The sequence below is a fragment of the Achromobacter marplatensis genome (assembly GCF_049060505.1).
Taxonomy (GTDB): domain Bacteria; phylum Pseudomonadota; class Gammaproteobacteria; order Burkholderiales; family Burkholderiaceae_B; genus Achromobacter; species Achromobacter marplatensis_A.
In genome coordinates this window covers 48,805-65,103 of sequence record NZ_JBMGRB010000001.1, presented here as the reverse complement: position 1 = coordinate 65,103, position 16,299 = coordinate 48,805, and the positions used below count along the sequence as shown (strand labels likewise).

At 60.5% G+C, this 16,299-nt stretch carries 11 protein-coding genes, 1 tRNA gene and 1 pseudogene; 4 read left to right on the top strand and 9 right to left on the bottom strand.

Going from position 1 to position 16,299, the window contains the following annotated elements:
- The first annotated feature begins 251 nt into the window (after positions 1-251).
- Both ACI0FO_RS00275 and ACI0FO_RS00270 read left to right on the top strand, forming a co-directional pair.
- On the top strand, positions 252-1,073 hold the full coding sequence (locus ACI0FO_RS00275) for a hypothetical protein (protein ID WP_416023250.1): 822 nt from the start codon (positions 252-254) through the stop codon (positions 1,071-1,073).
- Positions 1,074-1,437: 364 nt separating this feature from the next.
- Entirely contained in the window at positions 1,438-4,371 is a 2,934-nt protein-coding gene (locus tag ACI0FO_RS00270; protein WP_416023249.1) for an autotransporter domain-containing protein, read from the top strand.
- A 181-nt stretch (positions 4,372-4,552) separates the two neighbouring features.
- On the opposite strand, the gene ACI0FO_RS00265 is transcribed toward ACI0FO_RS00270, so the two are convergent.
- From ACI0FO_RS00265 to ACI0FO_RS00250, 4 genes are all read right to left on the bottom strand, one after another.
- Positions 4,553-5,575: a fimbrial protein gene (locus tag ACI0FO_RS00265; protein ID WP_416023248.1), complete on the bottom strand. Its 1,023-nt coding sequence runs from the start codon at positions 5,573-5,575 to the stop codon at positions 4,553-4,555.
- A gap of 25 nt (positions 5,576-5,600) precedes the next feature.
- Positions 5,601-8,363: a fimbria/pilus outer membrane usher protein gene (locus ACI0FO_RS00260; protein WP_416023246.1), complete on the bottom strand. Its 2,763-nt coding sequence runs from the start codon at positions 8,361-8,363 to the stop codon at positions 5,601-5,603.
- A 102-nt stretch (positions 8,364-8,465) separates the two neighbouring features.
- Complete coding sequence (locus ACI0FO_RS00255; RefSeq protein ID WP_416023244.1) at positions 8,466-9,215, bottom strand: fimbrial biogenesis chaperone; 750 nt, start codon at positions 9,213-9,215, stop codon at positions 8,466-8,468.
- A 149-nt stretch (positions 9,216-9,364) separates the two neighbouring features.
- On the bottom strand, positions 9,365-9,898 hold the full coding sequence (locus ACI0FO_RS00250) for a fimbrial protein (RefSeq protein WP_416023243.1): 534 nt from the start codon (positions 9,896-9,898) through the stop codon (positions 9,365-9,367).
- 674 nt (positions 9,899-10,572) lie between these two features.
- On the opposite strand from ACI0FO_RS00250, the pseudogene ACI0FO_RS00245 reads away from it, so the two are divergent.
- A pseudogene (locus ACI0FO_RS00245) lies at positions 10,573-10,808 on the top strand (tyrosine-type recombinase/integrase); the annotation flags it as partial.
- A 16-nt stretch (positions 10,809-10,824) separates the two neighbouring features.
- On the opposite strand, the gene ACI0FO_RS00240 reads toward ACI0FO_RS00245, so the two are convergent.
- The 5 genes from ACI0FO_RS00240 to ACI0FO_RS00220 all read right to left on the bottom strand — a co-directional run bounded on the left by ACI0FO_RS00240 (position 10,825) and on the right by ACI0FO_RS00220 (position 16,021).
- Positions 10,825-10,900: transfer RNA gene (locus ACI0FO_RS00240), tRNA-Lys, on the bottom strand.
- 160 nt (positions 10,901-11,060) lie between these two features.
- Complete coding sequence (locus tag ACI0FO_RS00235; protein ID WP_416023242.1) at positions 11,061-11,858, bottom strand: MetQ/NlpA family ABC transporter substrate-binding protein; 798 nt, start codon at positions 11,856-11,858, stop codon at positions 11,061-11,063.
- A gap of 56 nt (positions 11,859-11,914) precedes the next feature.
- On the bottom strand, positions 11,915-12,568 hold the full coding sequence (locus ACI0FO_RS00230; RefSeq protein ID WP_416023240.1) for a methionine ABC transporter permease: 654 nt from the start codon (positions 12,566-12,568) through the stop codon (positions 11,915-11,917).
- Entirely contained in the window at positions 12,525-13,613 is a 1,089-nt protein-coding gene (locus tag ACI0FO_RS00225) for a methionine ABC transporter ATP-binding protein (protein WP_416023239.1), read from the bottom strand. Before ACI0FO_RS00225 ends, ACI0FO_RS00230 begins: the two co-directional genes overlap by 44 nt.
- Before the next feature lie 227 nt (positions 13,614-13,840).
- Entirely contained in the window at positions 13,841-16,021 is a 2,181-nt protein-coding gene (locus tag ACI0FO_RS00220; RefSeq protein WP_416024517.1) for a glycoside hydrolase family 31 protein, read from the bottom strand.
- Between ACI0FO_RS00220 and ACI0FO_RS00215 the strand changes: the two genes are divergently transcribed.
- On the top strand, positions 15,944-16,213 hold the full coding sequence (locus ACI0FO_RS00215) for a hypothetical protein (protein ID WP_416024574.1): 270 nt from the start codon (positions 15,944-15,946) through the stop codon (positions 16,211-16,213). The two genes, ACI0FO_RS00220 and ACI0FO_RS00215, sit on opposite strands and share 78 nt — an antisense overlap.
- Positions 16,214-16,299: the final 86 nt, after the last annotated feature.

Below are 16,299 nucleotides of genomic sequence, written 5' to 3'. Positions count from 1 at the left end.
TACCCACCCTGGCGGCGAGCCGCCCCACCCATGAACGTCTACTTACCGATATCTGCGGCCTTCGACGCCTAGCCTCGGGGCCGCTGCAACTTGAAAAAATGGTGCCGCCGAACGGGAGCCTGGGGTAGAGGACGCCCCGCGATGCGCAGCCGTGAGCGTTCTGTCGGAAATTCCCTACAAACGTTGCGGTAACGCCCTGCATCCCGACGGCAAAGATCCGCATATTCTGTCGTTTTTGGGCGGAGCTATTGATGTTCAAGCGTTTAAATATAGGCAGGATCGCCTTTTTTATTTTTCTATTTTCGGTTTCAAGCGCTTTACATGCTGTCATTATCACCTCGACAAAAAGCGAATATGTTCCTGAAGGCATCAAATACTACTTCACCGTCGCTGACTGGCTGAATGGCGACGGCAAGTTCTGTGACGACATGAACGCAACGACATGTACGCTTCAAATTAACGGACTGCAGTCTCCGGGAAACACTAGCTACATGAATGCCGCCAGCGGTTCATGGGAAATACCGCCAAAAGATACGATGGAAGGCGTGTTGAAAGAAATGCAGAAAGTCGGGTTTTCGATTCCATGGCATGGGTTCATACTCGTTCGAAAGGGCAGGCCAACATCCAAGAACTTCTGCATTTCCTTTGTAAGCGGATATCGGTATGGCGGCCAAGGTGGCGCAATCACCCCTATTGGCACATGTAGCAAGGCGATTGAACCGTCACTGCAATGCGATATAAAAGGCGATACCACCATCAACCATCACGATATTTCCAGTGATGCCATTGACGGCAACGAAGCAGAAACGCAACTGCAATTGGTATGCACCGGAGCCACCAGCGTCACCGTGAAAACAACGGCCGATGACACGCTAGGCGTCAAGCTTAGAGAACGTGAAGGCTTGTATTCGAAGCTGACCATCGATGGCAAAAAGACCGCGAACGGTTTACTGGTGAAGATTGAAGATGGCTTACCTACCAACGTCTCATTGAAATCGACGCTGGTCACAAAAGGCATCGTTAAGCCAGGTGATTTTGCCGGATCTACCGTATTGACGATTTCCCCCCCCTAACCCGGCGATGCCCAACCCATCGCCCGCTCACAGAAGACGCCGCTTACCCTAGCGGCGTTTTTTATTGCCTGCGCATTCCGATAATTAGCGAATGTATCAATTCGCGCCATTTTAATAATACGGATGGTATCCAACAGCGCGGCTACAACTTACTGGATGGTATCCAATTTAAGGGGGTCATTAGTTTGGATGGTATCCCCGCATTAATACTTGGTATTGCAAAAAAACTGGTTTACATTGCGTCCTTTTTTTCGACGGCTGATTTCCACCCGCGCATATTAGCTTGTTACTCCGCGCTACTTTTGCAGCAAGTCAGCAACGTTTCGACATCGAACTATTAATCGAAAGATAAAGGAACCACGTTTTGAGATATGGCACGAATAAGTGGCTGACGGCGACGCTAGCGCTCAGTACGACCTACTGCGGTAGCGTCACGGCCGCGGACTTGACCGTTGCGCCGGGCGATACGCAAGTGTTCGACGGCTCGGGCAGCTTCCCAGGCGGGATTGACGTTAACGGCGGCACGCTGGTGATCGGCGGCAACGGTGGCGGAGCCGGCGTTGCCATCGACGGAAACGTCAACGCGACGTCGGCCGGCACTGTCGCAGGCTTTGGATCGATCAACGGCGATCTCAACGTGACGGGCAATGCCCGCGTCGCGCCGGGGTATTCCGTCGGGACGCCGACCGGCGTGTCCAACGGCAACCTTGTCGTCAACGGCAACTTGTCGATGAACAATGCCGAATTCACCTTCGAGACCGGCTATGCGGGTTCGCCCATCACCCAACCGGGCACCGGCGATAACATCACCGTCGGCGGCAACGCCGCACTGAATAACACCACGCTGAACGTCTCGGTAAATACCTTGGGAACCAACGCCGGTTACTACCGGATCCTGTCCTACGGCGGCACGTTGAGCGGCAACGGCCTGTCGTTGGGTTCGGTCACCGGCGACTCCCAGCCTGCGGCGACCATCCAGTCGCTGACGGGCGACAAGCAGATCAACCTGATCCTGGGTCCTAGCACGACCAATCTATGGAACGGCAACGGCGCGGCGTCCGCAACCCGTTCGGGCGGCGGCAACGGCACCTGGACCGCCGCCAGCACTAACTGGAACAGCCCAAGCAACGCCACGGGGGCACTGCCCGATGGCGGCTATGCCATTTTCACCGGCGCGGCCGGCACGGTGACCGTGGACGGCAGCGCCGGTCCGGTGCGCGTGTCGGGCATCCAGTTCGCCACCGATCGGTATCGCCTGCAAGGCGCCCCCATCACCCTGGTCGGCAGCGGTGGCAACCCGCCGGCTATTGTCGTCGGCGACGGGACGTATGCTTCCGGCCAATTCGTCGACACCATCGACAATCCTCTGCAGGGCACCCAAGGCTTCGTCAAAACTGGCCCGGGATCCGTGATCCTGACCGCCGACAGCAGCGGCCTGACCGGCCCCATCCTGATCGCCGACGGCGCCTTGGAGATCGACGGCAAGTTGAACGGCCCGGTCGATATCGGCCGCGAAGTCGTGCTGGCGGGCGTAGGCCAGTTGGGCAGCACCACCCTGTACCCGACCGCTGTCGTGTCTCCGGGCAATGACGGTTCGCCCATCGGCACGTTGACCATCAACGGCAACCTCACCTTCGGTGAAAACACCATCTATCGCGTGCACGCCAATCCGGCCAGCAGCGCAAGCGACCGCATCCACGTCACGGGCGTCGCCTACCTGGATGGCACCGTGGCGCATGTGGGCCCCGATGGCAACTATGCGCCGCGCACGACCTACAACATCCTGACCGCCGACGGCGGCATACAAGGCAAGTTCACCGGCGCGTCAAGCGCGTATGCGTTTTTGACCCCCACGCTCAGTTACGACACAAAAAATGCGTTCATGACGCTGACGCGCAACGACGTGCCGATTGGCAGTGTCGGCGGCACCGACAATGAAAGCAGCGTGGGCGGCGCACTGGATCAGGAGCAGCCTCCGGCAGCTGGCAACGGATCGCCGTCGACAGGCAATGGATCGCCGGCGACCGGTAACGGGTCATCGTCGACGGGCAGCGAATCGTCCACGGCAGGCAATGGCTCCTCATCGACCGGCAGCGGATCGTCCACGACGGGCGACGCAACGTCGACAGGCGCGACAACGTCCCCGAACGCCAACGGTACGCCGACCGCCGGAACTGAATCGCCGGTGGTCGAAAGCGGCAACGCTGCGCCCAAGAACACGGGCGCGGGCCAGGTGGCGACGGCCGTCCTTTCCATGACGCCGGACCAAGCGCGCTCGGCCTTGAAGGTGCTCTCGGGCGAAGCCTACGCAAGCACCGCCAGTGTGCTGCAAAGCCAGGGCGATACGGTGCGCACCATGCCACTGTCCCACCTGCGCGGCAACCTCGACGCGCCGCTGCTGGCCGGACGCCCGACGGCGCAACTGGGTGCCGCGTCATCCAACGCGCTGCCGCAAAGCGGCGCCTCGCCGGTCTGGGCGCAGGCGTTCGGCAACTGGAGCACGTTCGGCGGCGACGGCAACGCATCAAGCGTCAGCCAATCCGCCGGCGGGCTGTTCGTTGGCGGTGACGGCGCCGTCGGCGGCGGCTGGAGGTTGGGCGGCGCGCTGGGCTACATCGGCAGCCACAATTCCATTGCCGATGCGTCCTCGCGCACCAATGTCGACAGCTATACCGCGACGTTGTTCGGCGGACGGAACTTCCCCGCCGGCCCCGGCCATCTCCGCTTCATGGCTGGTGCGGCCTACACCTGGCATGACATCGACACGAAACGTGATGTGGCCGCCGGAAGCCTGAACCAGCGGCTAGAGTCGTCCTATCACGCCTCTTCGACGCAAGTGTTCACCGAACTGGGCTACAACCTGCCGGTGGGCGATGCCTACACCATCGAGCCCTACGCGGGCCTGGCCTGGAACCAAGTGCGCACGCGCGACTTCCAGGAATCGGGCGGCTCGGCGGCCCTGCACGGATCGGGGAATACCGACGACGTCACCAGCACCACGCTGGGCTTGCGCGGCGCATGGCAATTCGGTTCCGACCAGGCGCCGGGACGCTTGACCGCTACGCTAGGCTGGCGCCACGCGATGGGGGATGTGAAGCCCAGACAGGACCTGGCGTTCAGCGGCGGCAGCACGTTCTCGGTGACGGGCGTGCCGATCGCGCGCGACGCCGCGGTGCTGGGCCTGGGCGCCGAAGTGGCCATCACGCGCAACACGACGGCAGGCATCGCCTACGACGCGCAGTTCGGTGGCGGCAACCGTCAGCAATCGGGTCTGCTCAAGTTGGCCGTGCGGTTCTAGGCCAGGACGCTTGCAGGCAAAGGGAAAGCCCCTCCGCAGTTGGACTGCGGGGGGGCTTTTTTTGGGTTGGCGCGCTACGCAAGCTGAGACTCTCAGCCTACGGCCTGTGCTCAATGCGCTATCACGCCATCCGCTGACCATCGAACTTTCGATTGCAGCACGGCAGGCGCGTCCACGCACGCTACTGATACATAAGGTTGAACAATGCTGATGCTCGTACCGTTCCCGCTACCACGGGTTGACCGGTGGCCACGTATTCCGCGCTTAACTCGATCGCCCCCGCGCCAGTCATAGACCCCGCAAACCACTGACTGGCGGAGCCGAGCCCGGCGGTTTCCGGCCCCAACTTTACCCGCCCTCCATCTGCGCGCAACAGATTGACGCCAACGTTTAATGCTGACGACGAGGCGTCCAGCGTCAAAACCGAAGACGTGTTTGCAGGCTGATTGGCATCAGTCAGCGCAATGTAAACATCGGTACGCGCATCGCCGCATTGCAACAACAGAGAGAACGACGTGCGCCCCGCTGTCGCGCCCGTGCCCGACAAAGACAAGGTACTGATCGAGGGCAGTTGGACCGTTACTTGATTGCTGCCCGGTGCCACCGAACAGCCGACGGCTTGAACCGGATTACCCCTTACGTTCACGGTCAGTAGCGTCACGGCACTGCCTCCGGTGCCTTCATCCTGATACGTGGCCTCGGCGAAATTCGAGACTAAAAGCGGAATACCGACGGCGACTTTGGCCAAGCTCTTCTTTAATTGAAAGGTATAGCTGACATTGACGCTGACGTCGTCTCCGTTGGAATAGTCCAAGACATAATCCAGTGAGCGAACCTGGGTCGTCGTCTGCACCGGTCCGACGTTAAGGGTCACGTCCATATCCAGGCCGTCGATGCCCGTGGCGAAGCTGCCCGCGCGCCGGCCCGCAGCCGCTCCAGAAGCAAAATGCAGCAACGATTTCGCCTGGCCCGCGCTTGTCCGATGGCATGCGACCACGAAATTGAGCGTAACAGGCGCCCCGACGTCTTCACCGGTCGCCGAGCTTTGGTTTGGGTTGGGGAAATTGCCGAAATTGACAGTCGCATTCGCCGCAGCGCCTTGAACGACGCAGGCGGCATAGACCGAACCGGTCAGTCCGCCCCATGCAGAGACGACAAAGATCCACAGCAGGAATTTAGTCCAGGAGCAATTCTTGTGGTTCATTTCTAACCCCAGCGCAAGGCGCCATTTACGGAGAAACGGGTTGACATACAGCTTCGACTTTCTGGATGGCGTTGCTGCTTTTGTCGGAACTTACGGCGGAAAGGTCATAGTGCGCGTCGCATTTTTCCGCGCTACCTTGCCCCCATCGAACGGTGATGCGCGCGGTGCGGATTTCAGTACGAATGAAAGCCCGTCCACCCTGCCCAACCATCCCGATGCTCACATCGTTGACGTCGACGACATCGGCCCCCATGGGTACGTGTTTGCCGTCTGGCTTACGCAGCTCGATAAGCAGCGGTTCGCCCCGTCGGGTCGCATAGGTAAGCAACACAACCGACCCCGCATAGGGTGCCACTTGCTGCATGGAATCCAGCAGTTCGACATCGGTCGGCGTGCCTTTCGGGTCGAGCACTATCTGGTTTTGCTTGAAAGGCCGAAGACCGGAGACCAACGCATATCCACTGGCGCCCACTGTTGTGCCAATGTTCGTCGTTACGGCAGCGCCTTGCGCGCCCTCTGCGTGAATCAAGGCAAGCGTTTCGCCATGATTGGGGCCGAAGGCCAAGCCGCCCGAGTGAGCCACAACGGCGCCGGATGTCGTCAGATTCAGTTGCCGGCTGCCGGCACCCGAGGAATACGCAACGCCGTAATCGGCCACGCTAGCGGAATATTGGCCGCTCACGCCGATAATGTTGCTACGCGCGCCGTCTTGCTCGTCCATGCTTGCGTAGGCGTTATATGTCGCCTGCCGTCGGTCGCCGGCCGTCCCAAGAATACTGGCCGTCGCGGTACTACGGTCGCCAGACCTGGCATACGACGTCCGCAACTGGGGGCTGTTGACACCTCTACCCAGCGGAACCGTCAACCATACCGTTCCCGTCGTCTCCATATCCCCAGTGCCGCTGCGGGAACGTCCCAGCGAAACGCTTACGCTTCCCCAATTGAATGCATGTGAGTACCCCGCCTGATACGTGGTCTGCGAACTGACGCCATTCTCCCAATACGACGTGGATGCACCGGTCAGATACATCTGATCCCGGTCGCCAACGGGCTGCGACAAGTTGACTTGAATTTGATTACGCATCGGGCTTCCGGCGTAGTAGTAATCCCCGATCTGGTTCGTTTGGGCTGCTCGCGCCTGAATGGCATCCTCGAAGCGCAAATACCCTGCCCGCGTTGCATGCGATACCGTCGCGTTCACCGACGTGCCCGTTGCCTCAATGGTGCGGTTGTACGACACGCGATATTGGGTGCCTTGCATCGAATCGGACGTAAACCCCACGGCCGAAGGCAGGTTGTTTGCTTTCGATCTGGTCACATCCAAGGAAACACTGCCCAATGGCGTGCGCACGGCGGCGCCCAGTTGCAGAGCCGCGTAGTCTTCTGCCCCCAGCGCGCCGCCATAAAGGGTCCAAGTGTCCGAGAGCCCTCGTTGATAGGCGACCATGCCGAACGACGGCTCATCAGTGGACGAACCCGGTTGGCTCTTGTAGCGCCCGGCGGTTACGTTATACCGGTTCATTCCCGCTCGTAGCTGCCTTTGCACCGATGAATACGGCACCACGAAGCTTCGCACGCGGCCGTCGCTCTCCGTCACCGCAACAGTAAGATCGCCTGCATAACCGGTAGCATAGAGATCATTGATTTCAAACGCGCCTGGCGGCACTGTCGTTTGATAAACCGTGACGCCATTCTGAACGACCGACACACGCGCGTTGGTTTCCGCAACCCCGCGTATCGTAGGCGCGTACCCCCGCAACGAGTCCGGCCACATCCTGTCATCGGTGGAGAGTTGAACCCCGGTGTAGTTAAAGCTATCGAACACGTCACCGGACGTGAAGTATTGCCCCAGGGTCACTTGGGAACTCATCGACGCAAGCCCTCTCTGGGCATACGTATTGATCGCTTCGTAGTGGGAGTTCGACTCGCCCTGAATCGAGTAATTTTGATATATCCCGTTGTGCTGCAAACGCCAACCCGCCACATTCAGGCTCATCCCATTATTGAGATACAGCTGATTGCTGCTTCCCAACGTACCGTCCTGACGGTTGAAGTTGGCCGCGTATCGCCAAATACCTGCATTGATCCCGCGCTCCCAGCTTGCCGGGTCGACATACCCTCGGGGTAGTTTTTTTAGATACTGTTGCGGTATTTCCAGGTCCAGCCAGGGGCCGCCCATGTCGACACGAGCCTTGGCCGTTTCAGGCAGAATCGTTGCCAAACTTACACACTCTTCGGGCGCGCTTAGCTGCTGCTGCACGCGCTGTGCAGCGTCAAAACTGTCTATATCAATACCCCAGCCCATAAGCTGCGCCGACGTGACGCAGACAATTGGCATCGTCGGCTTGGCGGGATTGACACTGATCATCAGCGCCTGCCGGCTGATGATGGTTTGATTCAAGCGCACTTCCACCGAGTATTTCCCCGGCACGACCGGGTTCCCACTATGGAACCGCGTAACGTCTATGGGTTTCCCATCCTGGCCGCGCTGAAAGAAGGCAGGATTGAATTGAACGGTCTGCGGTTCATCGGCATCAATGTGAGCGTCATTGGTCTCATCTTTCGCCGGCTTATCAGGATTCGCAACATCGGCGGAAGGTGCGTCATCTTCGTCGTTACGAAGCGGCAATCGAGAAGAAGAGGACGCCTGCACGGCAATTGCGTCGTCCGACGCAACCGGGCCGGGGCTTGCGTGTACCGTTGCGATGGCGCACATGCCGACGGCCACACCAAGATTGCACGCAAAGCGCCACCTGGCGAAGCCCGTTTGACCGGGGATATATCGCATAGAGGTTTCAGACTTTTCAGTAGGGCGCGCGCCGTACTCGGACGGCCGCCTGTGGGATGGACCGCAAGGCATGCGAGCCAATGGATCGGTGAAAAGTCCGCCTTATTTGGGCGTTGACGGAAGCGGCAAGGCAATATTGTGAGCAGCGCCGTAATCGTTCACCCAGACAATTTCCAGTGCCTTGGCTTGTCGAACCTCGGCAGGTTTCACATCGATGCTGCGCGACCCGAACGGTACGATCATTGTGCCGTCCATCGTCTTTAGCGGGACCGCGCGCGCGCCATCCTTCAAGGAGGCTTGTGCCACACTGATATGGTAGGGGCTATCGTTTCGCACCGTAAGCCTGCCGCCTTCCACGATCAGTTTCAGGCCTTGAACCGCCTCATCCAGAGACCCGCCAAGACCCGCGGGGCGGTAGAAGAGCTTCAACTGAGATCGAAACGCAAGCTGAAGCTGGTTCTTCGCTTCCTTACTGGGAGCCACGCCTGGCACATCAAGCAAGTTGAACCAAAAAAGCGATTCCCTATCTTGTGGCAGATTTGCACCCGTGAACGACAGTCGCAGCGCCTGCCCGCGTGACGGACTGATGCGCGCCATGGGCGGCGTCAGAGCAAACGGCACGTTTTCTCCGTCGGGCCCTGCCGAAAGGCTCTTTTCACTGATCCAGGCCTGTACCAATGACGGCACGCCGCTTTCATTCTGCAGCTGGATGGTGACTTCTTTGTCCTGGGCTGGGTAAATCACCCTGGTACCGATAATCACCACATTGGCGGAGGCCAGTGTGGGCAATAAGCAAGTCATTGCCAAAGCCAGCAAAAAGGCACCCAGCTTAATAAACTTGATCCCCGTCATGGCTACACCTCTTTTAAGGAATTTCACCACCACTAGATCTACAGCCGGCAAAACATCGCGGATTGCCGGCTTTCAGGCTAGCAGTATCCCGCATGGAACGCTACAAGTTCCCACTATGCGGCGTTCCACAGAGCAACATGCACGACGCGTCAGTTATAGCCAATCGAGAACGTGACGTAGGTCGATACCGGGCCTGCGACAGCGGGACCAGTCTGTGCCTTGTAACGTGCAACCAGATTAATATCAGCGCCCCCCGCGACGATAGCAACCGGCTGCAAGTTTTGCGCGCCCACGCCGCCAGCCAGGTTCAACGCATTGAACGTATTGCCATCCAACAGTTGGACTTCGACGTTCGACGCCCCCACTCCCGCCTGATTCACCAAGTTGCCCGACGTCTGACTAACCGTCGCGCCAGCCTCGAAGTGCATCAGCGCGACAGCGGACGACGCGGAGCACGAGGTCAGCGGAATGGTGAAGGCCGTATCGCCGGCCGTCATACCCACCGTCCCCAACGACAAGGTGGATACCGTAGGCAGGGTAACGACCTTGTCGTAAGCTCCGCCATTGATGACGCAGGTGTTATCAATGACTTGACCATTAATCGTGATCTGGCCGTCGCTTGCATAGGCGGACGACGAAATAAGGGCCGCGGCAACAAGGGCTACGCTCAGTACGTTTTTCATTATTAACTCCTCAAATTCCCACGCGATGTGGCGATAACTCGTTTAACGACTAGGTGCAATGCCAGGGTCGTTACGTAGCAGAGCGTTTTTGAAGTTCTCTGTTTGAAGCCCTAAGCCTGCAAACAAATTATCGATTTTCGGAAGTTCGCGGAGGGAGGGAACATTCCTCAAGAATCTGTGGAAATTTCCGAATGCGCCAGACCACGCCTGACGGCTTGGCCACCAAGAAATGGCGGGCCTTTGCATGAAAAATATGCGGTTGAATTCGATGCGAGCTTCCGGGCTTTCGTAAGCCACATGCCCAGCGGGGCGTACAACACCGTACACACCGACGTTTCCTGCCGGCGTACTCAACAACTGATCGTTGTGCGCCGCCATCGGTCGATGCGGGGGGCCTTAAGGGCACCTGTTAGCGTCCGGGGGACGCTCACGAAGTCCGCAGGACGGCCCCGCCGGCGCAGCCGGTGGGTATGGCCGCCCCGCATCGAAATCAACGTCACAGAGTGATAATAAAAACCGATGTTCCTCGCCGGAGGATCCTCGTCAGAGCTACCGGCTGCGACAGCCGTAGTGTTCCAGCTTCGGCAGCAGGGCATCTTTTGTTTCCCCGTCCTAGCCCCGCTTGATGCCCATTTTCTTGTCTGAAGTTCAGAAAAAAGGCCGCCCGTTGGGCGGCCGACCTTCGCCATACATGGGCCAGTTGGCATGTACAGGCCGGAACACCACTCATGGTCCTAAAGGATCTGGGGGTTGGGAGACACTGGACATGGTTCAACGCTATGCCCATTTGGCCCCGTCGCACTTGGCCCACCATTCGAACACGGTCGAATTTTGGTCAAAGTCGGAACAGAAAGAAAAAACGCCGCCAGAAAGAAAAAACGCCGCTAGTGATAGCGGCGTAAGTTCTTGATACTGCGGGTGTTTGGTGGTGGGCTGAGCGAGACTCGAACTCGCGACCAACGGATTAAAAGTCCGCTGCTCTACCGACTGAGCTATCAGCCCGACCGAAGCCAGAAATTATGGCGGATTTTTTTAAGCTTGTCAAAAAGTTTGACGCAAATCCCCTTAACTTCCCGGCTGGCGCCCTTCCGGCATTGCTGCCGGCCGCCCATGAAAAACGGCCGCGCGTGGCGGCCGTTACCGGGTGCGGAGGATCCTGGAATTACCAGGCAGCCACCACGGCACCCTTGTACTTGGTCTCGATGAACTGCTTCACAGCCGGGCTGTGGTAGATGCTGACCAGCTTGGCGAAATCGGCGCGATCCTTGTCCTTTTCACGCACGACCAGCACGTTCGCGTATGGGGAATCCGGCGATTCCTGCGCAATCGCGTCCTTGGTCGGATTCAGGCCGGCTTCCAGCGCAAAGTTGGTGTTGATCGCCGACGCATCGGTATCGTCCAGCGAACGCGGCAACTGGGCAGCGTCGAGTTCGATGAAGCGCAGCTTCTTCTTGTTCTCGACCACATCGATCGGGGTTGCCTTCAGGCCAGCTTCCGGACGCAGCTTGATCAAGCCATTGGCTTGCAGCAGCAGCAGGGCGCGACCGCCGTTGGTCGGATCGTTCGGCAGCGCGATACGCGCACCGTCCTTCAGTTCAGCCAGGGACTTGATCTTCTTGCTGTAGATGCCGATCGGGAAAATCACGGTCTTGGCGATGCTGGCCAGCTTGTAGCCGCGGTCGGCGTTGGCGTTGTCCAGGTAGGGCTGGTGCTGATAGCTGTTGACGTCCAGGTCGCCCGACGCCAACGCCACGTTGGGTTGCACGTAGTCGGTGAATTCGATGATCTGGATGTTCAGGCCCTGCTTGGCGGCTTCGGCCTTCACCACATCAAAGATCTGGGCGTGCGGGCCGGCGGTGACGCCCACCTTCAGCGGCTTGTCCTGAGCCAGCGCGGGCTGGGCAAAAACGGCGGCGCCCAGGGCGAACGCGGCCAGCGACTTCAAAACCTTGATGCTCATGTTGCGATATCCCGAATAACGGATGTAGAGAAAAGAATGGTTCGGCGCCGTTGCGTTCAGCGATGCGACAAGCGGCGCACGAAACGGTCGCCAAGGCTTTGGATGGCCTGGACCAGGACGATCAGCACGATCACGACCGCGGCCATGACGTCCGATTGGAAACGTTGATACCCGTAGCGGATGGCCAGGTCGCCCAGGCCGCCGCCGCCGATGGCGCCGGCCATCGCCGAATAGCCAATCAGGCTGACCACCGTGACGATGGTGGCGGCGATCAGGCCCGGCAAGGCCTCGGGCAGCAGCACCTTCCGGATGATCTGCATCGGGGACGCGCCCATGGCGCGCGCCGCGGTGATCAGACCCGGGTCGACTTCACGCATGGCGTTTTCCGCGATGCGGGCCATGAAGGGAATCGCAGCCACCGACAGCGGCACGATGGCGGCCGCGGTGCCGATGGAGGTCTGCGCGACCAAACGCGTGAACGGGATGATGGCAACCATCAGGATCACGAACGGCACCGAGCGGGTAGCGTTGATGACGGCGCCCAGCACGTGGTTGACGGGCTGGTTCTCCAGCATGTTGCCGCGCGCGGTCACCGTCAGCGTCACGCCCAGCGGAATGCCGATCACCACCGCGATGGCGCTGGCCACGCCCACCATCAACAGGGTGTCAAGCAGCGACGTAATAAGCAGATCGATCAGTTGCGGACTCATGAGCTATTTCTTCAACGGTGATGTCACGGGCGGTCAACGCGGCGATCGCGTCCTTGACCGCGGCGGGCGCGCCTTGGGCCAGCACGAACATCGTGCCCACGGCCACGCCCTGGATGTCTTCGACGCGGGCCTGCACCAGCCCCACGTCCAGCGAATACTGCTTGGACAGGTCGGACAGGAACGATCCCGACGCGTCCGTGCCCGTCAAGGACAGGCGCAGCAGGCGCACGGCCTGGCCCGGCTTGGCGGCGGCCAGTGCGGCAATACGTTCCTTGACGGCGGCCAGCGTGGCATCGGTCAGGTCGGACGCGGTAGCGGCCGACACCATGCCGCGCGTGACGTCGTGGCGCGGCTGCGCGAACACTTCGCGCGTGCTGCCCACTTCCACCACTTCGCCTTGCGACAGCACGGCAACGCGATCGCAGACTTCGCGCACGACTTCCATCTGGTGCGTGATCATCACGACGGTCACGCCGGTCTTGCGATTGATGTCGCGCAGCAACGCCAGGATGTTGTGCGTGGTTTCCGGGTCCAGCGCGGACGTGGCTTCATCGCTGAGCAGCACGTCGGGGTTGTTGGCCAGCGCGCGTGCAATGCCTACGCGCTGCTTCTGGCCGCCGCTGATCTGGCTGGGATAGCGGTCGCGCAGATGCTCCAGACCCACCAGCGCCAGCAGACGTTCGACGCGGGCCGGGATCTCGGCCTTGGCCACGCCTGCGATCTCCAGCGGCAGCGCCACGTTGCCGTAGACGGTGCGGCGCGACAGCAGGTTGAAGCCCTGGAACACCATGCCGATGCGGCGGCGCTGGCCGCGCAGCTGCGCTTCGTTCAGTCCGGTGAGCGGTTGCCCCCCGATGGTGATCGTGCCCTCGTTGGGGCGTTCCAGCAGGTTGATGCACTGGACCAGCGTGCTTTTACCGGCCCCGCTGGGGCCGATGATGCCGAAGACCTCGCCCTGCGCGATATGCAGGTTGATGCCTCGCAGCGCCTGGAATTCTCCATGCGGCGTGGCATAGGTCTTGGATAGGTTCTCGATGTGAATCATGGCAAGCGATTTTGTATCTTTTCTCTTCTGAAGAGAACGACCGTTTTTTCCATTTTCTATAACTAAAAGTAATATAGAACACTGTGGCTACCGCAAGGCGGGCCGGCAGGGCCTATCTCGACATGCTGCAATCGGTGCCGGGGAAAAAGGCGTAAAGGGCAGTCAGGAAGGAAAGCCTTCCTGACTGCCCTTTTGTCGCGGTGACCGGTCAGCCGGCCACGCTACCGTCAACGTGCGCGGGAAATGCGAACTTCCGCGCCCCGGCGCTTGACCTCAAGGCCTTCGGACGGCGAAATGCGCAGCCCTTCCAGCCCCTTGATATAGCTGGAGCCCTGCATCTGCATCACGCGGATCTTGTTGCGCATGACGACCGGGTTATGCACCGGCATGCCGAACATCCACACCTCGTCCAGGATGCGGGCCGAGTTGAACTCGCCCGTATGCTGCGCGGCAGGTCCCAGACAGAGCATGTGCCCTTCGCGGCCAAAAACCGGGAACTGGCCCAGTTCGCAGTCCATCGTCCAGGTGGTGCCGCCTTCGTAGCGGTGCCCCGTGTTCAGGTCCCACCACGCCTCGCCCTTGGGCAGGTACACGCGCACCTGCTTGCCGGGTTCCGTCACGGGGGCCACCAGCAGGGCCGGGCCCAACAGGTATTGCAAGTCCCATTGGTGCGCGTGCGGGTCGTTCGGGAACGACAGGGCCATGGAACGCTGCACCGGCAAACCGGTGCGGGCCGAGTCTTCGATGGCGCCCAGCACGTAAGGCACCAGGCGGTAACGCCACTGCATCCAGGTCTTGGCCTGGGCCAGTGTTTCTTCGCCGAAGTCCCAAGGCATCAGGCCTTCAACGCCCTGGAACGAGAAGTTCGCCGAGAACACCCCGATGGTCAGCCAGCGCAGATATAGCTCGGAGGTCATGCCCGAGCGGTCGCGCGAGGCCGAGCCGATGCCGTGTACCTGCACGGGCACGCCGCTGGCGCCGATGGACAAAGCGGTGCGCAGGGTATGGCGCAGGCCATCCCAGGTGTTTTCCACCTGGGGCCCCACCTGCCACGGCAGGCGCTGCGCGGCGGGGAACAGATCGGTGCTGGGCACCACGCCTTCCGGCGGCACCTTCAGGCCGGCAACGGCGTCAAAGAGCGCGCGGCGCACCAGCAGCGGATACATGCTGCGCAGCGCCGGGCCAGTTTCGCCGTTGCGGGCATTCACGCCGTCGGGAATGGCGATCTGGGCATTGCACGCGGGCGCGTCCAAACCGTCTTCGATCAATAGGCGATGGCGCTCGACCCACTGGTTGTAGATGTCGCGATAGGTCAGGTCCAGCAGGCCGTACGGTTGCCCCGACGTGGCGGCGTTGCCGTCGAATACCTGGGCCGATCCGTCGTCCTTGGTCAGCAGCCAGCCCCGATCTTCCAATTCTTCGAACAACGGGCTGGACTTCAGCACGCCGGGGAAACCGGAGGCGGAAACGTGCACATTGTGCTTGTGGAAGAGCGCCAGCATCTGCTTGGCGTCCGGGAAACGCTGGCCGTCCCATTCGAAGACAGCCTTGTCGGACTGAAAGCCCCAAGCCGCCGGCTGCGCCAAGGTCACGGCGTCGACCGGGATCTGGTTTTCACGCATGCGGGCAACCAATGCCACCGTCTGCGTCGGCATTTCGCCCGTAGCCTGCTGCAGCCAGGCGCCCATCGCCCACAGCACGGGCTGTCCGGCGCGGCCGGTCAGCGCGGTGTACTGGTTCAGTATTTCCGCAGGCTCGCCGGCGAACAGGAACAAGTCCAGCACGGCGTCGTCCACGGTCAGCACGTAGGCGGAATCCGCAGGCGCGACGCCTACGGCGTGTTCGACGCGGCGCATCGTGTTGACGTAGACGCCCCAGCCGCGCGGACTCCAGGCCAACGGCAGGGCGCGATGCTCGGGGTCATCGGAAACGACCGATTCTTCGCGGCGGTTCAGGTCTCCCGGGGTTTCGCCCAGGCCGAAGACGCGATCGTCGGCCTGCAGGGTGAATCCCGCCGACCAGACCGCGTCATCGTCCTGGTCCAGCGCGTTGTGCCCGAATGCGGGCGTATGCGCGGAAACCTCGGACTCGAACACCCGTTCATCGTTGCGGTAGAGCGCCACGCGGACGGGGTTGGATTGGAGTTCCAGGGCAACGTCGCCCTGGGTAATGCGCCAGCCATCCCCGCCTTCGCGAGGGGCAATGGCGGCTTCGCCCACGGCCTCTTGGCGCGCGAGCAGCATCTCCGCCACGGCGCGCGCACGCGCGCTGGGCTTATCTTCATTCAGGTGGTTCGCCTCGCCGCAGCGCAGGCGAAAAACACCAGGCGCATGCGCCTCGACTACCAGGTGCAACCCATCGCCCGCATCGAAATCGAAACGACTGGGGCGGGACGTCAGCAGCTCAATATTATCGAGCTGGGTAGTATGGGCAAAGTCGAACTTGGGCGGCACAGAGCATCCCCCGGCTTAAGCCAAAAACCATCAAAAGACGCTATTTTGACGGATTTGAGCTTTGAAATAAACTCGGTCCCTCTTTTGGAAGGCGATCTCATCCAAAAAAGGGGCATAAAGCCCTCGGCCAGCGCCCATTGGTCTTGATGCCCACGAGCCGCCGAAACGCCAATTTCGGGCCCAACGCGGCCTATTTGGCGCCAAATCCTGGCAATTACTGCAATTCTACGCCA

Bases quoted from the DNA above. Each gene is read 5' to 3' on its own strand.
- ACI0FO_RS00230 (WP_416023240.1), bottom strand. From the start codon at position 12,568: ATGAGTCCGCAACTGATCGATCTGCTTATTACGTCGCTGCTTGACACC.
- ACI0FO_RS00260 (WP_416023246.1), bottom strand. From the start codon at position 8,363: ATGCGATATATCCCCGGTCAAACGGGCTTCGCCAGGTGGCGCTTTGCG.
- ACI0FO_RS00275 (WP_416023250.1), top strand. From the start codon at position 252: ATGTTCAAGCGTTTAAATATAGGCAGGATCGCCTTTTTTATTTTTCTA.
- ACI0FO_RS00255 (WP_416023244.1), bottom strand. From the start codon at position 9,215: ATGACGGGGATCAAGTTTATTAAGCTGGGTGCCTTTTTGCTGGCTTTG.
- ACI0FO_RS00225 (WP_416023239.1), bottom strand. From the start codon at position 13,613: ATGATTCACATCGAGAACCTATCCAAGACCTATGCCACGCCGCATGGA.
- ACI0FO_RS00250 (WP_416023243.1), bottom strand. From the start codon at position 9,898: ATGAAAAACGTACTGAGCGTAGCCCTTGTTGCCGCGGCCCTTATTTCG.
- ACI0FO_RS00235 (WP_416023242.1), bottom strand. From the start codon at position 11,858: ATGAGCATCAAGGTTTTGAAGTCGCTGGCCGCGTTCGCCCTGGGCGCC.
- ACI0FO_RS00265 (WP_416023248.1), bottom strand. From the start codon at position 5,575: ATGAACCACAAGAATTGCTCCTGGACTAAATTCCTGCTGTGGATCTTT.
- ACI0FO_RS00215 (WP_416024574.1), top strand. From the start codon at position 15,944: ATGCGCCTCGACTACCAGGTGCAACCCATCGCCCGCATCGAAATCGAA.